This window comes from Aeromonas bestiarum, assembly GCF_028751155.1.
Lineage (GTDB): Bacteria > Pseudomonadota > Gammaproteobacteria > Enterobacterales > Aeromonadaceae > Aeromonas > Aeromonas bestiarum.
In genome coordinates this window covers 1,352,347-1,369,059 of the sequence record NZ_CP064746.1, presented here as the reverse complement: position 1 = coordinate 1,369,059, position 16,713 = coordinate 1,352,347, and the positions used below count along the sequence as shown (strand labels likewise).

Sequence of the window (16,713 nt, the reverse complement as noted above, 5' to 3'; positions counted from 1 at the left end):
CTGCCAACAGACCAATGAACCGTCAAAAAGCAGGGTTCCCTTCATTTTCCATTCAACTCAGTCTGTTATGATGATGTGAACGAACATGGCTTTGCGATGCATCACCGACAAAGAGTGACGCCAGACGCGCGAAACCGGTTCGTTCTATGCGACACATAGCGGGAACACAGTGGTAGGGGACAGACAATTTGTCCCCGGTGCCCCGCGCCATGCCAAGGAGAACTGCTTATGACCTCAACCCATATTGTGCTGTTGCTGGAAGGCAAGGATTACGAGCAGGAGACACTGGCCAAAGCAAGCCGGTTGGTACAGGGAATGGGCGGTGAATTGACCCTGCTGCACCTGACCCACAGCAGCAAGATGCGCCGCAAGAGCCTGTCACTGTCCGAGGAGGAACGCAGTGCCCAGGGCACCCTGGATGCCAAGGCCATCATCAGCGAGCTCATCACCACCCTGCAGCACCCGGTGGATTACCAGTGTCTGGTGGTCGATGACGTGGTGCCGGATCTGAAGCGCTGGCTGGACGCGCACCCGGCGGATCTGTTGCTGGTGGGCAGCCGCCACCACTGGATGGAAGGGTCACTGGCCCGCCTGCTCATCTACAAGCTGCCGATCGATATCCAGATCTGCCACGAACCCTACGCCGAACAGCTCAAGGCCGTCGGCTGATCTGCCTGGCGCCCACCCCACGGGTGGGCGCCGCTTGCCAACACGGCATCGCCTCGCGTTACTCCCTCTCGCGCACGCCCTCGCACCTCGCCACCCTGTCCATCCAGGCCGCCGCCCAGCCACAGTCCTGACGGCAGGCAAGGCCGGTAATGACAAGGCTATCTACATGTTTCCTTACATATTCATCGCTGTTTTTTAAGCCTCGTTTGCTGCAGGATATTGCCCTTGCACGCCTTCGCACGTTTCTTTCAGGTGATAAATGAACATAACCCCCAAGCAGCGAAAATTCGCCCTGCTCATCCTGCTCCCGCTGGCTGCCATCTCCTGGCTGGCCTGGCCGAACAAGGCCCCCGAGCCCGTGCTGAGCGCGCCAGTGACTCGTCAGGATGTGGAGCAGACTGTGCTGGCCAGCGGCGTACTGCAGGCCATAGAGCAGGTGGATGTGGGTGCCCAGGTCTCGGGTCAGGTGACCTATCTGGCGGTCGAGGCAGGGCAGAGCGTCAAGCAGGGGGAGCTGCTGGCCGAGATAGACCCACTGCTCGCCCAGAACAACCTCAAGACCGCCGAGGCGGATCTCGCCAGTCGCCGCGCCCAGCTCAAGATCAAGCAGGCACAGCTCAAGCAAAACGAGCTGGCCTGGCGTCGTCAGCAGCAGATGTTCAGGCAGGAAGCCAGCTCCCGCGCCGATCTGGAGAGCGCCGAAGCCCAGCTGGCGGTCACCCGGGCCGAGCTGCAGAGCGCCCAGGCCGAGATCGAGAATGCGCTGATCAAGGTGGATCGCACCAAGACGGAGCTGGGCTATAACCGCATCCTGGCCCCCATGGATGGCACAGTCGTCAGCATAGTGACCCGCCAGGGCCAGACACTGGCCGCCAGCCAGACGGTACCAACCCTGCTCAAGCTCGCCAACCTGGAGACAATGACGGTGAAGGCGCAGATCTCGGAGGCGGATGTCACCCGGGTCAAGGCCGGCATGCCGGTCTATTTCACCCTGATGGGAGATGCAGACACCCGCTATCACGGCACCCTGCGCACGGTCGAGCTGGCCCCCACCAACATCAACGAACAGGCCACCAGCACCACGGCCACCAGCAATGCCGCCGTCTACTACTACGCCCTGTTCGACGTGCCCAACCCGGATCACACCCTGCGGGTCGCCATGACCACGCAAGTCACCATAGTGCTCGGCGAGCGCAAGCAGGTGCTGACCATTCCACAGACGGCTCTTGGCAAGAAGCTGGGGGAGAACGAGTACGAAGTCACCCTGCTCAAGGATGACGATCAGAAAGAGACGCGCCGCATCAAGACCGGCATGAAGGATGACATCAAGGTGGAGGTGGTCAGCGGCCTGAGCGAGCAGGAGAAAGTCACCCTGGGCCAGGGCAAGCCGGTCAGCGACGGTGACATGGAGATAATGCTGTGAGCGAGCCGCTGATCCAGCTCAAGGGCATAGAGCGACGCTATCAGAGCGGGGAGCAGGAGGTTACCGTCCTGCATCCGCTGGATCTGACCATAGAGGCGGGGGAGATGATCGCCATCGTCGGCGCCTCCGGCTCCGGCAAATCCACCCTGATGAACCTGCTCGGCTGCCTCGATCGTCCAAGCGCGGGCCAGTACCTGTTCCGGGGGCAGGACACAGCCACCCTGGACGCCCTCTCCCTGGCCCGGTTGCGCTGCCACCACTTTGGTTTCATCTTTCAGCGCTACCACCTGCTGCCGCACCTCAATGCCGTCGCCAACGTGGAGATCCCGGCCGTCTATGCCGGCGCCTCCCGTCCCGAACGGCAGGCGCGCTCCCAAGCCCTGCTGGCACGGCTGGGCTTGAGCGATCGCAGCCATCACACCCCGGGCCAGCTCTCCGGCGGCCAGCAGCAGAGGGTCAGTATCGCCCGGGCGCTGGCCAACGGCGGCGAGGTGATCCTGGCGGATGAACCCACCGGCGCCCTCGACAGCCAAAGCGGCAAGGAGGTGATGGCCATCCTCAAGGAGCTGCATGCCCAGGGCCACACCATCATACTGGTGACCCACGACATGGCGGTGGCCAGCCACGCGGATCGCATCATCACGCTGCGCGATGGCCGGGTGTTGGAAGACAGCGGCAAACCGGCCACGGCCACAGCCCCCCTTCAGCCCGCCCCACCCACCGCCAGGGCCGGTGGCAACGACTGGGATCGCTATCGCGAGGCGGGGCGCATGGCGCTGCACGCCATGCTGGCCCACCGCATGCGCACCTTCCTCACCATGCTCGGCATCATCATCGGCATAGCCGCCGTGGTGAGCGTGGTTGCGCTCGGTCAGGGCGCCCGTGCCAAGGTGATCGATCAGATCAACGCCATGGGCACCAACACCATAGACATCTTCCCCGGCAAGGATTGGGGAGACGAGAAGGCTGCCAGCATCCAGACCCTCAACAAGCGGGATCTCGATGCCCTGCTCGGCCAGCCTTATCTGGAAGGGGCCAGCCCCCAGATCGCCTCGTCGGGTCAGCTGCGTTATCGCAACAAGACCAGCAGCGGCAGCATAGTGGGGGTCGGCAGCGACTTCTTCCGGGTCAAGGGGATGAAGCTCACCAGTGGCCGCCTGTTTGACGAGCGCGACATCCAGAACCGGGCCGCGGTGGCCGTGGTGGATGGCAAAACTATAAAGAGTCTGCTCGGCGAGGAAGATCCCGTCGGCCAGGTGGTACTGGTTGGCACCCTGCCGGTGCGCATCATAGGCGTGGTGGAAGAGGAGACGGGGTTTGGCCGCAGCAGTCAATCGGTCAATGTTTGGCTGCCCTACAGCGCCGTGATGAGCCGCCTTATCTCCCAGAACCACTTCAGCCAGCTCACCATTCGGGTCAAGGACGGGGTGCAACCCGCCCTTGCCGAACAGGCCGCCATCGAGCTGCTGACCCAGCGTCACGGGGTGAAGGACTTCTTCACCTTCAGCAGCGACAGCATCATCAAGTCTGTGGAGAAGACCACGGCCACCATGACGCTGCTGGTCTCCGCCATCGCGGTGATCTCCCTCATCGTCGGCGGGGTCGGGGTGATGAACATCATGCTGGTCTCGGTGGTGGAGCGCACCCGTGAAATCGGGATCCGCATCGCGGTCGGTGCCCGCCAGTCGGACATTTTGCAGCAGTTTCTGATCGAGGCGGTGATGGTGAGCCTGCTCGGCGGCATGCTCGGGGTCGGCGTCTCCCTGCTCATCGGCCTGCTCTTCTCCCTGTTCGTGGAGAGCATACAGATGCAGTTCTCGCTCTTTTCCATCCTGATGGCGTTTGGCTGCTCCTCGCTCATCGGGATCCTGTTTGGTTACCTGCCCGCCCGCAATGCCGCCCGGCTCGATCCGGTCGAGGCGCTGGCGAGGGAATGACAATGCACAACTTATCCAGACTGGGGCTCTGCCTCGCCCTTGCCGCAGGCGTGAGCGCCTGCAGCCAGCAGAGCAGCTATCACAGACAAGATCTGGCGCTGGCCCCGAGCTGGCAGCAGCCGGACGAGGGTCTCACCCGGCAGCAAGTCGGCCTCTGGTGGCAAGGGTTTCATGATCCGGCGCTGGATCAGCTGGTGGCAGCCGTGCTGGCCGCCAACCCCGACATGCAGGTCGCCGGACTGAGGCTCAGAAGCGCACTGCTGGGTGCGGATCTCGCCGATACCAACCTGACCCCCTCGGTCAACGCCAGCCTGGGTGCCAACGGCACCAAGGATCTGAAGAGTGGCAAGGCCAGCGGCAGCATGGGCCCCACCCTGACCCTCGGCTACGAGGTGGATCTGTGGGGCCGGCTCGCCTCGGTGCGGGATCAGGCGAGCTGGGAAGCCCAGGCCTCCGCCCAGGATCTGGCGGCCACCCGTCTGATGCTGATCGGCAAGGCGCTGGAGCAGTACTGGCAACTGGCCTATCTCGGCTCGGCCGTCAGCCTGGGTGAACGGCAACTGGCCAACTATGCCCGCGCCGAGCAGCTGACCCAGGCCAAATACCAGGCCGGCGCCGTCACCCGGCTCGATCTGGTGCAGGCCAGCCAGCAGAAGGCGGGCAAGCAGGCGGAACTCAGCTCGCTCCTGATGCAGCAGGAACAGGCCCGCAACGCCCTGCGGCTGTTGCTCGGTCGCAGCAGCGGTCCACTGCCATTTGCCCCGACCGCACTGACGACGACGCCCGCGCCGTCGCTGGCAGTCGGCATACCGGCAGATGTGCTGGCGCGGCGCCCCGACGTGCGCGCCGCCGAGCTGCGGCTGCGCAAGACACTGGCGAAAGGGGACGAGATCCGCACCGGTTTCTACCCCAGCTTGAGCCTCACCGGCGGCGCCAGCACCAGCTCGGATACCCTGACCCAGGTGCTGCAAAACCCGGTAGGCACCCTGGGCGCCACCCTGGCGCTGCCCTTCCTTGAATACAACAAGACCCGGCTCTCCATCGCGGGCTCAGAGCTTGACTACCAGATCGCCGAAACCGAGTTTCGCAAGCAGCTCTACACCGCCCTGGTGGAGGTGGAAGATGGCCTGGCCGCCCGCCATCATGGCGAGCAGCGCCTGAGCTATCTGGCCGAGCAGCTGGCGTTTGCCAAAGAGGCGGAGCGGCTGGCCAAGGCCCGTTTCCAGGCCGGTGCCACCGGAGTGCAGGCCTGGCTGGATGAGCAGAACCGGCTGTGGGATGCCGAGCTCGCCCTGCTCGGTCAGCAGAAGGAGCAGCTCAACACCATGGCCAGGATCTACAAGGCGTTGGGGGGCAGCGATCGCAGCTAACCCAAGGCCTGGCGACGTCGCCACTCATGCCATGAGAGGCGGCGTTTTTTTCCCCTTTTCATGTCCCCTTCCTGACGGACTGCCACACAAAGCAATTGATAATAGTTTTCATTTAATGAAAAATGGGCGCCATTATCAGTCAGGAGTATCCATATGTCTCAGCCCGCCCCGGTCAATCGTCCTCGTCTGCTCACGGTCAAACACATCCGGGATGTGAGCCCGCACCTGCGCCGAGTCTGCCTGACCAGCCCGGAACTCGCTGACTACCCCTTCACCTGCGGCGGCGCCCATATCAAGATCATGCTGCCCCAGCCAGGCCAGGCCCATGCCGTGCTGCCCACGCCCACCCCGCAAGGGCCACGCTGGGAAGACCCGAGCCAGCGCCCCATCATGCGCACCTTCACCATACGGGCGTTTCGCCGCGAGGCGCTGGAGCTGGACATCGACTTCGCCCTGCACGGCGATGCCGGCCCCGCCAGCCGCTTTGCCCTTGAGGCCCAACCCGGCGATCTGCTGGCCATCTCGGGCCCGGGCGGCCCGGATCCCATGCTGCAACCCGCCCGGCATTACTACATGGCGGGGGATCTCACTTCCCTGCCCGCCATCAGCGCCATGGCGGAGGTGATGCCCGCCGACGCCCAGGGCCATATCGCCCTACTGGTGCCCTATCAGGAAGATGTGCAGGATCTGTCGCTGCCGGCCGGCGTCAGCCTGCGCTGGTTTATCGGCTCGCCCGAACAGACAGAACCGCTGGTGGCGTATTTCACCGCCCTGCCGATGCAGGAGCAGGCGAGCTACTTCTGGTTCGGCGGCGAAGAGGGGCTGGTAGTGCCCTTGCGCCGCCACGTCAGGCGCACCCTGGAGGTGGATCGCACACGCGTCTACGCCGTGCCCTACTGGCGTCAAGGCAAGGATGAAGAGGCCTATCACCACGCCCGTCACGATGTGATGGACAGCTGATCCCCCACATTTTTCCTCCCATTATCAAGCTCATGGCCTGCCGGTCATGGGCTTGATGGCTATCTGCCCGCCCCCGTTTTTACCCCTCTCCCCCCATTCTGGTGATCCGCTCGGTTGTGCTTGCATTTGAGACAGACAACAAGATAATGATAATCACTCTCAACAATAAACAGTGATGATGCCCCATTGCAGCACCCTCGCCATGACCTCAGGGGTCGGGCGTGGCGCGCACGTCATTCACTCCCGTTTGCACAGCAAGGTAATCCAGATGGCAGTTTTGAACTCGGTAATGCGCGCCTTCGCGGTGGAGGCTCTCCCCACTCCTGCCAACCTGTTGGCACTTCATCCCTGTCCCGCCCCGACCACGGCGCTGATCGCACACCATCGCCAGCAGGTTCGCCAGATCCTGACGGGAGAGGACGATCGTCTGCTGGTGGTGATAGGCCCCTGCTCCATCCATGATCCGCTCGCCGCCCTCGATTACGCCCAGCGGCTGGCGCGACTTGCCGACGCCTATCAAGACAGGTTGCAGATAGTGATGCGCACCTACTTCGAGAAGCCCCGCACCACGGTCGGCTGGAAGGGACTGGTGTTCGACCCCCATCTGGACGGCAGCAACGACATAGGCCATGGCCTACGGCTGGCGCGCCAGCTGCTGCTCGACATCAACCGGCTGGGGCTGGCCACCGCCACCGAGTTCCTCGATACCACCAGCTTCCTCTATCTGGCCGATCTCATCAGCTGGGGGGCGATAGGCGCCCGTACCACCGAGTCCCAGGTGCACCGGCAGCTGGCCTCGGCCCTGCCCTGCCCCGTCGGCTTCAAGAACGGCACGGACGGCAATATCCGGGTGGCCATCGATGCCATCCAGGCCAGTGAAGCCTCCCACCTGTTCACTGCGCCGGGCAGTCAGGGCGGCATTGTGGTGATCAAGAGCGAAGGCAACCCGGCCGGCCACATCATATTGCGCGGTGGTACGCGCCCCAATTACCACCAGAGCGACGTGGAGGATGCCGCCGAACGACTGACGCGGCAGGGGCTCAGCCACCGCCTGATGGTGGACTGCAGCCACGGCAACAGCCAGAAGCTGCACAAGAACCAGATCCGGGTGGCAGGGGAGCTCTGTCGTCAACTGGGAGAAGGCAGCGACGCCATCGCCGCCGTCATGGTCGAAAGCTTCCTGCAAGGGGGCAGCCAGAAGCCTGCGCCCTTGAACCAGCTCGCCTACGGCCAGTCGGTCACCGACGCCTGCCTGTGCTGGGACGATACCCAGACCCTGCTCGCCATGCTGGCCGATGCCGTGGAGGCCCGCCGCCAGCACAGCGTCAAGGTCCAGCCTGACAAGGCGATCTGGGATGCCCAGCTGGCCAGTTGAACCCGGGAAGGCTCCCCCCGCGGGAGCCTGATTTCCCCTGTCTCTCCCCCTTGCAATGCAGCCCCCTCGCCACGCCCGCACGACCCGGGTGATCCGTTCAGGTTGAACATTCTGGATATACGAGTCCGCAGCGGATAAAGAAAATATCCCCCACCATGATAAACAACGGTATAGCGGCGCCCCATTATGCTGCGCCAGATAAAACTGAAAAACAGCTGGCTTAATGGCACAGACAACCCCAATGAGTAAAAAAGAAGCGCGGCTTGCTTGCGGGCAGCTTAATGCCCCCTAATTTTCTGGGGAATGACAGAGAAGAATATGCACCGGGCTATATGAGTCCAACAGATTGTCTCTCACGAGTGGTCGACAAGCGCGCTGCAATAAAATAGAGCGCAACATCACCACTCAGATGCAGACGGATCACAATTAATCGGCCAATAAAGGAGGCAAACACATGGACTGAACCGATGCGTCATACGACGACAAACGGGGCGGTACAAAATGAGTGGGGAATTGACAGGAGAGAGTTTCGGTGAGCACAAATAATAATGCCGCCTCGCGGGCGGCATCATTCATGACAGATCCAATGGATCAGATCAGGAAATCATTCAGATCCTTGCCCAGCGCAACTTGCTCGGCAATGGCTTTCGGCATACGGCCCTGACCGGTCCAGGTCTTCTCCTGGCCGTCTTCCTGGTACTTGTACTTGGCAGGACGCGGAGCACGCTTGCTCTTGGTCGCACCAGCAGCGGCGGCCGGAGCAGCGGCGCTGTTGATCAGCTCGCGCGGGTCGATACCGGCTTGCTGCAGCATTTCAGTGAACTCGCTCAGCTTGCGCTGACGCTCTTCCTGTTCGGCACGCTCTTGTTCAACGGACTCGGCACGCTCGTTATATACCAGCTCAAACTTTTCTTTTGCTTCTTGCAGCTGTTCAAACGGCAATTCACGGATGGCAGCGCGCAGGCTGCGAATGTTCAGCAGAACTTTCAGAAACTCGTTCATTACTTCCTCACAGAATTATTTTTGTTTGTCACAGGGATAACACAGCTTGAGAATAGCATGCCTGTCTGATAACAACATAATGATTTTATAGCTGCTGTCACTTTCTTAACAAAAAACTATTGGCTGAATATGTCAGCAACTTTATTCACCATTGGTCATTGCGCAAGGCCAGCTGATCACGCTCGGCACAATTCCCCCATACCGGCCTGGCAAATAGGCATGAACCGCCCAGGTATATTTCTCATCACACTTGCGTCAGCTATTTTTACAATTGGCCACGGCTGTTAAACCCCATGCCACCCACACGAGACTCAAGGTAGACGATTGGCGCTATATATTGTCGTCAGGGGCCCATGGCCCCTGACATTTGTCATCCTCATTTTTACCTGCCGCTGACGAGCACTATTCGAGGCTGAGTCGACGCCAGGGGCCGGTGATCTCGCAGTGACCAGTCTCCTCCGTGTTCTGCCAGCCCAGGCGATGATAGAAGGCCAGGGCAGCCGTGTTATGGGTCGCCACCTTGAGCGAGGCCGGTTTCTGGAACGCCGCCAATCCCTGGGCAAGCAGGGCTCGCCCCAGCCCCTGACCATGCCAGTCGGCCGACACATAGAGATGATGCACGAAGCTCTCATCCCCCCAGATGGAGACAAACCCGCAGGGGGCACCGCCCTGTTCGGCCACCCAGATCTGCTCACCCCGGGTCTGTTCGTCGAAATCCTCCAGCCGAAAGTGGGAAGGATCGACCCAGTGAAAGGTCTGACGCCGCCCTTTCAGAAACAACTGCGCCAAGTAGGGAGTGTCTGTCTCTCGCATGACTCTGATCATCAAGCCTTCCTCGTCACTATGATCACCTGGCACCACTGTCGATGGATCGCCACATCATGTCAAATTGCCAGGCCAGTATGACTGGCCGATGGATGGCACGGATGTGACACACCTCTGTCCATTTTATCGCCCGTGGGGCTATACTGCCTGAGTCCCATGTATGGATGGTTTGAGGCTCGCTGATTTATGGATAACAAGCAGATAGAAGGTAACATCTTTGTTCCGGCCCATATCGACGATGTCTGGCGCGCCTGGACAACCGAGAGCGGCCTGCGCAGCTTCCTGGCGCCGGAATGTCTGATGGTGCCCGAACCGAATGGTCCGTTCGAAATCTATTTCAGACCCGATGCCCCACTGGGTGAACGTGGCAGCGAAGGCTGCCGGGTGATGGCCGTCATGCCCCACGACCTGCTCAGCTTCAGCTGGAATTTTCCGCCCTCCCTGCCCCATATTCGCCTGCAAAAGACCCAGGTCAGCCTGCGATTCGTGCCGGAAGGTCAGGGCACCCGGCTCTACTTCCTGCAAACCGGCTGGGCGAACGATCCTGACTGGGATCAGGGCTATGCCTATTTTCGGGAAGAGTGGCTGGAGACCAGCCTGCCGCGCCTGCAGTACCGCTTCACCCACGGTCCCATCGACTGGAATAACCCGCCGGACAAGCAGCAACTGAAATCCCTGGCCCAATAAGGCCCATAGTAAAACACCGCCCACAGGCGGTGTTTTACTATGGGGTTACTGGCAATGCTGCATGGGCGCCTCATCCAATAGCCAGGAAATCCAGCGCCGTTTTGAATTGAGCACGAATCCTTCATCTGCCGCTATGCCTTTTACTATGTAGCCATCTGCGGCGCGACGTTCCGCCAGCGCAACAAACTGCCATTCGTTGCTATTAATGCGATCCCCCTTGATTAAGGCTTCGCTTAACTGCTTATTCATCACAATGATTGACAGTCCCTCCACAGCGTCTATCCCCAACCCGGTATTCGCAACACGACCCACTGCAACCGGCACCTTGATGGTACAGTGACGCCCTTCGCCATCAACACGGGTATAGCTTCCCTCACCAACCCGGCCCTGCAGCCACAACAGTTTCCCCTGGGTCAGACGCTCTACCGACAATATACCCTGCGCCCCCTTGGGGAATGGGTGAATATTGACGGCGTCAGCGAGTGCGACCGGACTTATCAGCATGAGCAACAAGAGGCAGTGTTTCATGATGCCTCCCCCACGGATAGGCCGTCTGAACAAACTTGCCGAGCAAGCAAATAGATCAACGCAAAGGGACCCACGCCAGGGACAAAAAAGATCCATCCCCACCATCCCGAGCGATCAATATCGTGCAGCCGGCGGACTATGACAGCGACCATGGGGATGGTGCTCACCACGCTATAACCAACCTCCAAGCCGCTCAGACCATTGATGCCCACATCCAATGCGATGCACATCAGGGTAACCAGCACATGAACCAGCATGAACATCCAGAACTCCTTTCTGGAGGAGCGACCGGAAAAATCAGCATAGCGGCGCCACGCGAGTAAATAAAAAGAACACATTCAGGCTATCTCCAGCGTTATTTGGTCACCCATCCTGGGGGCTAACGCAGCGGTATACGTCCTGAAACCGGTTTTAGGACGTGCTAAAACCCGTCTTGGTCCGCGACATTCTTCTTTACCTGGATGCAAATCGTTATGCTGGCATGACGTTATCTTTTCACCACCATGACTAGGATCCGGATCGGTTATGCTCGCAATTCCCGTACCCTTTGTTGTCTCTTTGCTGCTGGTCTTGCTGGCGGTGATCCTGTATGTGCGATTGGCCGACCAAGCAAAAGCGGCTTGCCTGTTTTTGGCGCTCTGTGCGGCCACCACCGGGCTGGTTGGGCTGCGCTGGACATTCGATGTTGCGCTCTTCAGCATGGCCCAGCCACTACTTGCCTCACTGATCCCTGTGGCCGCCTGGCTCATTTTTACCCATGCAGCCACCGACACCCACAGGGTCGCTTATCACCATGTTGCGGGACCTATATTGGTTGCCGTCAGTCTCTTCACTCACCCCTTTCTCGCCTTGCCACTGGATGGGATCATTACAGCCATTTATCTGTTTTATGGCATCGCGCTGGTACGCTACTCCGCCAAAGAGCCGCTGCTTATCCATGTCTCGTTCAGCCATTGGGAAGCCGTGAAAAGGGCAGAGCAGGTGGCGGGCTGGATGCTGTTGTGCTCTGCCATGATAGATGCGGCTATCTCACTCGACCTTGCGGTTAATCAGGGCGGATATTCCCTTTATATTTTGACGCTCGCTCACCTGGTGCTGCTGCCCGTGCTGGCAATTGCCGTCATCATGGTGAGCGTCAATACCCCCGCAGTCGATGATATTGCCCAGCCGGAAATTCCCATGGCACCAAGTTCGGAGTCATTATTGACACAAGAGCGGGCCGACGAGATCGTGGCAAGAGTGGATAGATTGATGCGAGAAAAAGCCAGCTATCTTGACCCGGATCTGACCCTGGCAGCGCTGTCACGCAAACTGGGTATTCCCGCCAAGCAAATCTCGATGGCGGTCAACCAGGTACACCAGAAGAGCATCTCCAGAGTGGTCAATGAATATCGCATCGAGCATGCAAAACAGGCGTTGCTCACCACGGATGAGACCATTACCCACATATTGATGAATGCAGGCTTTCAGACCAAATCCAACTTTAATCGCGAGTTTTCCCGCATCGCCGGCCTGACGCCCAGCGCCTTCAGAAAACAGAGCGAGGCACGGCTCAGGTGATACGCAGCTGAGCATGATCGCAGGCATGAAACAGCCGCCAAAAGCCGGCCTGCCTGCGACTTGGCGGTAACAGAAGAGAGCGACCTCATCGTCCATGAATATATGGGATCAGCTTCATCCAGCATGGAAGAGGGGATAGTTGCACACGTTTTGGCCACCTTGAATGCCATGGCGGCATTCTCTACAATGACGCACTTTTTATCCATTTCAGGTCATATTGATGAGCGATACCAACACCAAGCCGGCACTGCCGGATCGCCTTGCAGGCAACCCGCGCAGCCCGCACCATGTCGCCGCCTGTTTCGAACACCAGATTGGTATTCGACTCAATGGCAAAGAGCGCACCAACGTCGAAGAGTATTGCATCAGCGAAGGCTGGGTAAAAATCCCCTCCCCCAAGGCGCTGGATCGTCGCGGTCAGCCCATTCTGATCACCCTGAAAGGTACCGTTGAGGCCTTTTATCTCTAAGTGAGTCAGGCGCCTGTCGCCAACAGGGTAAAAAAACAAGGCCACCATTCGGTGGCCTTGTCGTTTCTGGATTCTGCCCACACCAATAAGTTGCGGCAGAATCGGCGGCGCTTACACCCCCAAGCGGTCGCGCAGGGTATACCAAGCGGCGCCGGCGGCGGTGAAGGGGATACGGAACAGGCGGCCGCCGGGGAAGGGGTAGTGCGGCAGCTTGGCGAAGGCATCGAAGCGCTCCGCCTGACCGCTCAATACCTCGGAGAGCAGCTTGCCCGCCAGATGGGTACAAGTGACGCCGTGGCCGCTGTAACCCTGCATGTAATAGATGTTGGGGCCGATGCGGCCAAACTGCGGCAGGCGCGACAGGGTCAGCAGGAAGTTGCCGGTCCAGGTGTACTCCACCTTGACGTCCGCCAGTTGCGGGAAGGTTTTGAGCATCTTGGGGATGATCAGCCGCTCGATATCCGCCGGATCCCGCGCGCCATAGACAACGCCGCCGCCGTAGATCAGCCGGTGATCGCCCGAGGTACGGTAGTAGTCGAGCAGGTAGTTGCAATCTTCCAGGCAGTAGTTTTGCGGCAACAGGGAACGGGCCCGCTCCTCCCCCAGCACCTCGGTGGCGACCACCTGAGTGCCGCAGGGCATGCTCTTGCCGGCGAGCTCGGGCACCAGGTTGCCGAGATAGGCGTTGCCGGCCACCACCACGAAGCGCGCCTTCACCGCCCCCTTGGCGGTCTTGACCAGGGCGGGCTGGCCCGGGGTGATGCTGGTGACGGCGGATTGCTCGAAGATCCTGCCGCCCTGCATGCGGATGGCTTCCGCCTCCCCCAGCGCCAGATTGAGGGGGTGGATATGACCACCGCTCTTGTCGAGCAGGCCGCCGACGTAGCGATCACTCGCTACCACCTCGCGGATCCCGTCCCCGTCCAGCAGCTCCAGCTTGTCGTTGCCCCACTTCTGCCAACGGGCCTGCTGGGCCTTGAGCTCATGCAGCTGGCGATCCGTCTCGGCGGCAAAGACCCCGCCCTCCTGCAGGTCGCACTGGATGTTGTAGCGCTGGATGCGATCGCGGATGATCTGGCCCCCCTCAAACAACATGGAGCCGAGCAGCCTGGCCTGATCCGGCGGGCAGTTCGCTTCTATGGTGTCGATGTCGCGGCTGTAGGAGTTGACTATCTGGCCGCCGTTGCGACCGCTGGCGCCAAAGCCCACCCGGGCCGCCTCCAGCACCACCACCGAATAGCCCTTTTCCACCAGATGCAGCGCGCTGGAGAGGCCGGTGTAACCCGCGCCTATGACGCAGACATCGCACTCAAGCTGCTCGGTCAGGGTCGGATAGGGTGCGTGTTTGTTGGCACTGGCTGCGTAGTAACTGTTTACATGCTCGGTCATGATCCTGTTTCCTTACCGGTTCTTTTCCCAAACGAGACATAGTCTCAACACTAGAAGTTGGCCGGGGTATGGGCGCTGACGATGCGACAGACCTGCCCCGACGGATTGCTGAAGCTGTGGGGCTCGCCCGTGTCGATCACGTAGCTGTCCCCGGCACTGAGTTGATAGGCCTGGCCGGCTACCGTCAGGGTCACGGCCCCTTCCAGCACGGTTCCGACCTCCTCCCCCAGATGCTTGACCTGACCGCCGGTGTCGGTGCCGGGGGCATAGGTCTCCAGCATGAAGCCGAGCTGACGACGGTTGTTGCCGTTGTGCACCAGCTTCATGGAGACCCCCTGACTGCCCAGCTCGATCAGCTGATCGGCCTTGATCACCACGCTCGGCGTGCGTCCCTCCTCCTCGGCGAAGAAGCGCGACAACGGCAGCTCATAGACGTTGAGCAATTTTTGCAGGGAGGCCACCGACGGGCTCACCTTGTCCTGCTCTATCATGCAGATGGCGCCATGGGTCAACCCGCTCAGCTCGGCGACTCGCCGTTGGGAGAGCCCGAGACGACGGCGGGTGGCGGCGAGGCGCTCCCCCATGCTCTTGCCCATCAACGGGTTATCCGTCATGGTCTGCCACCTTGCCTCTCCTTGTGGTTGCTGCATCGCCCACCTCCTTGTGTGCCTGCGAACATGTGTGGCGGCCGATCTGTTCGATGGCATCCGGTTAAAATAACGGGTCAATCTGTCGGGTGTGTTCGTTATCCTGCACGGTGAATGCCGTTCATTATTTTGCACACCCAACACCGCAAAAACCGGTAAAATCGCCCTGACAGCTCCATTTCTAGCATGCACAGCCCAGTTTACTCAAATATATTTAACACTTGAAAAACATTTCAGCTCAATTTATGGTCTTCCTGTGCTTATTATTCTATACGGTGGCAGCACGGGATGACGTGACCACCCTGACCCACAATCGAGGCTTCTCATGTCAGCATCACAACCTGCTCTCTCCTTGATCAAATCCCTTGCCTATATAGGTGGCCGCTGGTGCGAGGCCCATGGCGGGCACCGCTTCGAGGTGCACAACCCGGCCACCGGTCAGGTCATCACCCAAGTGCCCGACATGGACGAGGCAGACACCCGCCGCGCCATCGAGGCAGCCCACGCGGCCCAACCGGCCTGGGCGGCGCTCACCGCCAAGGAGCGCAGCAACAAACTCTACGCCTGGTTCGAGCTCATCCTGGCCAACCAGGATGAGCTGGCCCGCATCATGACCTGCGAGCAGGGCAAGCCGCTGGCCGAAGCCAAGGGGGAAGTGGCCTATGGCGCCAGCTTCATCCAGTGGTTCGCGGAAGAGGGCAAGCGCGCCTATGGCCGCACCATTCCGGGTTTCTCCAGCGACCGGCGTCTGGCCACCATCAAGCAGCCGGTGGGCGTGGTCGCCGCCATCACCCCCTGGAACTTCCCCATCGCCATGATCACCCGCAAGGCGGGCCCGGCGCTGGCCGCCGGTTGCACCATAGTCATCAAGCCTGCCGCCGAGACACCGCTCTGTGCGCTGGCGCTGGCGGCACTGGCGGAGCAGGCGGGCATTCCTGCCGGGGTCATCAACATAGTGACCAGCCATCAGGCGGCCGCGGTGGGCAACGAGCTGTGCAACAACAAGACAGTGCGCAAGCTCTCCTTCACCGGCTCCACCCGCATCGGCAAGCTGTTGATGCGCCAGTGCGCCGACACCATGAAGAAGTTGTCGCTGGAGCTGGGTGGCAACGCCCCCTTCATCGTGTTTGACGACGCCGATCTCGATGCCGCCATCGCCGGGGCGCTCGCCTCCAAATACCGCAACGCCGGCCAGACCTGCGTCTGCGCCAACCGCATCCTGGTGCAGGCCGGTGTCTACGACGCCTTCGCCGAGAAGCTCACCGCCGCGGTCAAGGCTTTCAAGGTGGGGGACGGCATGAGCGAGGGCACCCAGATTGGCCCGCTGATCAACCCGGCCGCCGCCAGCAAGGTGGCCGAGCTGGTCAGGCAGGCGACCGCCGCCGGGGCCGAGCTGCTGCTGGGGGGCGAAGCCCATCCCGCCGGCCCGCTCTTCTACCAGCCCACCATTTTGGGCAAGGTCGACAAGCGCAACCCCATTTTGCAGGAGGAGATCTTCGGCCCGGTCGCCCCGCTGGTGCGTTTCGAGACCGAAGCCGAGGCCATCGCCATCGCCAACGACACCCCCTATGGTCTCGCCGCCTACTTCTATGGCCGCGACATAGCCAGGGTATGGCGGGTGGCCGAGCAGCTGGAATACGGCATGGTGGGCATCAACGAGGGGATCATCTCCACCGAACTGGCCCCCTTTGGCGGCATCAAGGAGTCGGGTCTCGGTCGTGAAGGGGCGGCCGAGGGGCTGGAGGAGTACCTCGAAACCAAATACCTCTGCTTTGGCGGCATTCGCTAGGGGCGGTTTTATACCGGCCCTCCCGGTCTCCCCCTTCTTGAGGGGGAGAGCAAACCGGGCCAGTCCTGCAGGGCGGGATAGTG

At 60.9% G+C, this 16,713-nt stretch carries 16 protein-coding genes; 10 read left to right on the top strand and 6 right to left on the bottom strand.

Annotated features, from left to right (window positions below):
- The first annotated feature begins 228 nt into the window (after positions 1–228).
- The 6 genes from IU367_RS06605 (at position 229) to IU367_RS06580 (ending at position 7,734) form a co-directional block, all read left to right on the top strand.
- Entirely contained in the window at positions 229–669 is a 441-nt protein-coding gene (locus IU367_RS06605) for a universal stress protein (RefSeq protein WP_043134323.1), read from the top strand.
- A 259-nt stretch (positions 670–928) separates the two neighbouring features.
- Positions 929–2,092, top strand: coding sequence for an efflux RND transporter periplasmic adaptor subunit (locus tag IU367_RS06600; protein WP_241325055.1), 1,164 nt, complete (start codon positions 929–931; stop codon positions 2,090–2,092).
- Positions 2,089–4,029: a MacB family efflux pump subunit gene (locus IU367_RS06595; protein WP_274453764.1), complete on the top strand. Its 1,941-nt coding sequence runs from the start codon at positions 2,089–2,091 to the stop codon at positions 4,027–4,029. Before IU367_RS06600 ends, IU367_RS06595 begins: the two co-directional genes overlap by 4 nt.
- Positions 4,026–5,399 carry an efflux transporter outer membrane subunit gene (locus tag IU367_RS06590; protein WP_274453763.1) on the top strand — a complete coding sequence of 458 codons (1,374 nt, stop codon included), beginning with the start codon at positions 4,026–4,028 and terminating at the stop codon, positions 5,397–5,399. The genes IU367_RS06595 and IU367_RS06590 overlap by 4 nt, the downstream gene beginning before the upstream one ends.
- Before the next feature lie 153 nt (positions 5,400–5,552).
- Complete coding sequence (locus IU367_RS06585; protein WP_274453762.1) at positions 5,553–6,359, top strand: siderophore-interacting protein; 807 nt, start codon at positions 5,553–5,555, stop codon at positions 6,357–6,359.
- Between the two features lie 268 nt (positions 6,360–6,627).
- Entirely contained in the window at positions 6,628–7,734 is a 1,107-nt protein-coding gene (locus IU367_RS06580; RefSeq protein ID WP_274453761.1) for a 3-deoxy-7-phosphoheptulonate synthase, read from the top strand.
- 591 nt (positions 7,735–8,325) lie between these two features.
- Here IU367_RS06580 and IU367_RS06575 read toward each other — a convergent pair.
- Positions 8,326–8,736, bottom strand: coding sequence for an H-NS family histone-like protein (locus IU367_RS06575; RefSeq protein ID WP_043134332.1), 411 nt, complete (start codon positions 8,734–8,736; stop codon positions 8,326–8,328).
- Between the two features lie 402 nt (positions 8,737–9,138).
- Complete coding sequence (locus tag IU367_RS06570) at positions 9,139–9,561, bottom strand: GNAT family N-acetyltransferase (protein WP_043556796.1); 423 nt, start codon at positions 9,559–9,561, stop codon at positions 9,139–9,141.
- A 186-nt stretch (positions 9,562–9,747) separates the two neighbouring features.
- On the opposite strand from IU367_RS06570, the gene IU367_RS06565 reads away from it, so the two are divergent.
- Positions 9,748–10,248: an SRPBCC family protein gene (locus tag IU367_RS06565; RefSeq protein ID WP_011706794.1), complete on the top strand. Its 501-nt coding sequence runs from the start codon at positions 9,748–9,750 to the stop codon at positions 10,246–10,248.
- 45 nt (positions 10,249–10,293) lie between these two features.
- Here the strand turns inward: IU367_RS06565 and IU367_RS06560 are convergent, their stop codons facing one another.
- Together IU367_RS06560 and IU367_RS06555 are read right to left on the bottom strand one after the other, a co-directional pair.
- Complete coding sequence (locus IU367_RS06560; RefSeq protein WP_274453760.1) at positions 10,294–10,776, bottom strand: hypothetical protein; 483 nt, start codon at positions 10,774–10,776, stop codon at positions 10,294–10,296.
- Positions 10,773–11,114, bottom strand: a complete 342-nt coding sequence (locus tag IU367_RS06555; RefSeq protein ID WP_274453759.1) for a DUF805 domain-containing protein — start codon at positions 11,112–11,114, stop codon at positions 10,773–10,775. Before IU367_RS06555 ends, IU367_RS06560 begins: the two co-directional genes overlap by 4 nt.
- A 187-nt stretch (positions 11,115–11,301) precedes the next feature.
- Here IU367_RS06555 and IU367_RS06550 point away from each other — a divergent pair, with 187 nt between their 5' ends.
- Together IU367_RS06550 and IU367_RS06545 are read left to right on the top strand one after the other, a co-directional pair.
- Positions 11,302–12,336: a helix-turn-helix domain-containing protein gene (locus tag IU367_RS06550; RefSeq protein ID WP_274453758.1), complete on the top strand. Its 1,035-nt coding sequence runs from the start codon at positions 11,302–11,304 to the stop codon at positions 12,334–12,336.
- Between the two features lie 220 nt (positions 12,337–12,556).
- Positions 12,557–12,805 carry a DUF3297 family protein gene (locus IU367_RS06545; RefSeq protein WP_042034019.1) on the top strand — a complete coding sequence of 83 codons (249 nt, stop codon included), beginning with the start codon at positions 12,557–12,559 and terminating at the stop codon, positions 12,803–12,805.
- Positions 12,806–12,916: 111 nt separating this feature from the next.
- Here IU367_RS06545 and IU367_RS06540 read toward each other — a convergent pair whose 3' ends face one another.
- Both IU367_RS06540 and puuR read right to left on the bottom strand, forming a co-directional pair.
- On the bottom strand, positions 12,917–14,194 hold the full coding sequence (locus IU367_RS06540; RefSeq protein WP_043556801.1) for an NAD(P)/FAD-dependent oxidoreductase: 1,278 nt from the start codon (positions 14,192–14,194) through the stop codon (positions 12,917–12,919).
- Between the two features lie 50 nt (positions 14,195–14,244).
- Positions 14,245–14,844: an HTH-type transcriptional regulator PuuR gene (gene puuR, locus IU367_RS06535; protein ID WP_043134343.1), complete on the bottom strand. Its 600-nt coding sequence runs from the start codon at positions 14,842–14,844 to the stop codon at positions 14,245–14,247.
- Between the two features lie 322 nt (positions 14,845–15,166).
- Here puuR and IU367_RS06530 point away from each other — a divergent pair, with 322 nt between their 5' ends.
- Positions 15,167–16,630, top strand: a complete 1,464-nt coding sequence (locus tag IU367_RS06530) for an NAD-dependent succinate-semialdehyde dehydrogenase (RefSeq protein ID WP_241278398.1) — start codon at positions 15,167–15,169, stop codon at positions 16,628–16,630.
- The last annotated feature ends 83 nt before the right edge of the window (positions 16,631–16,713 follow it).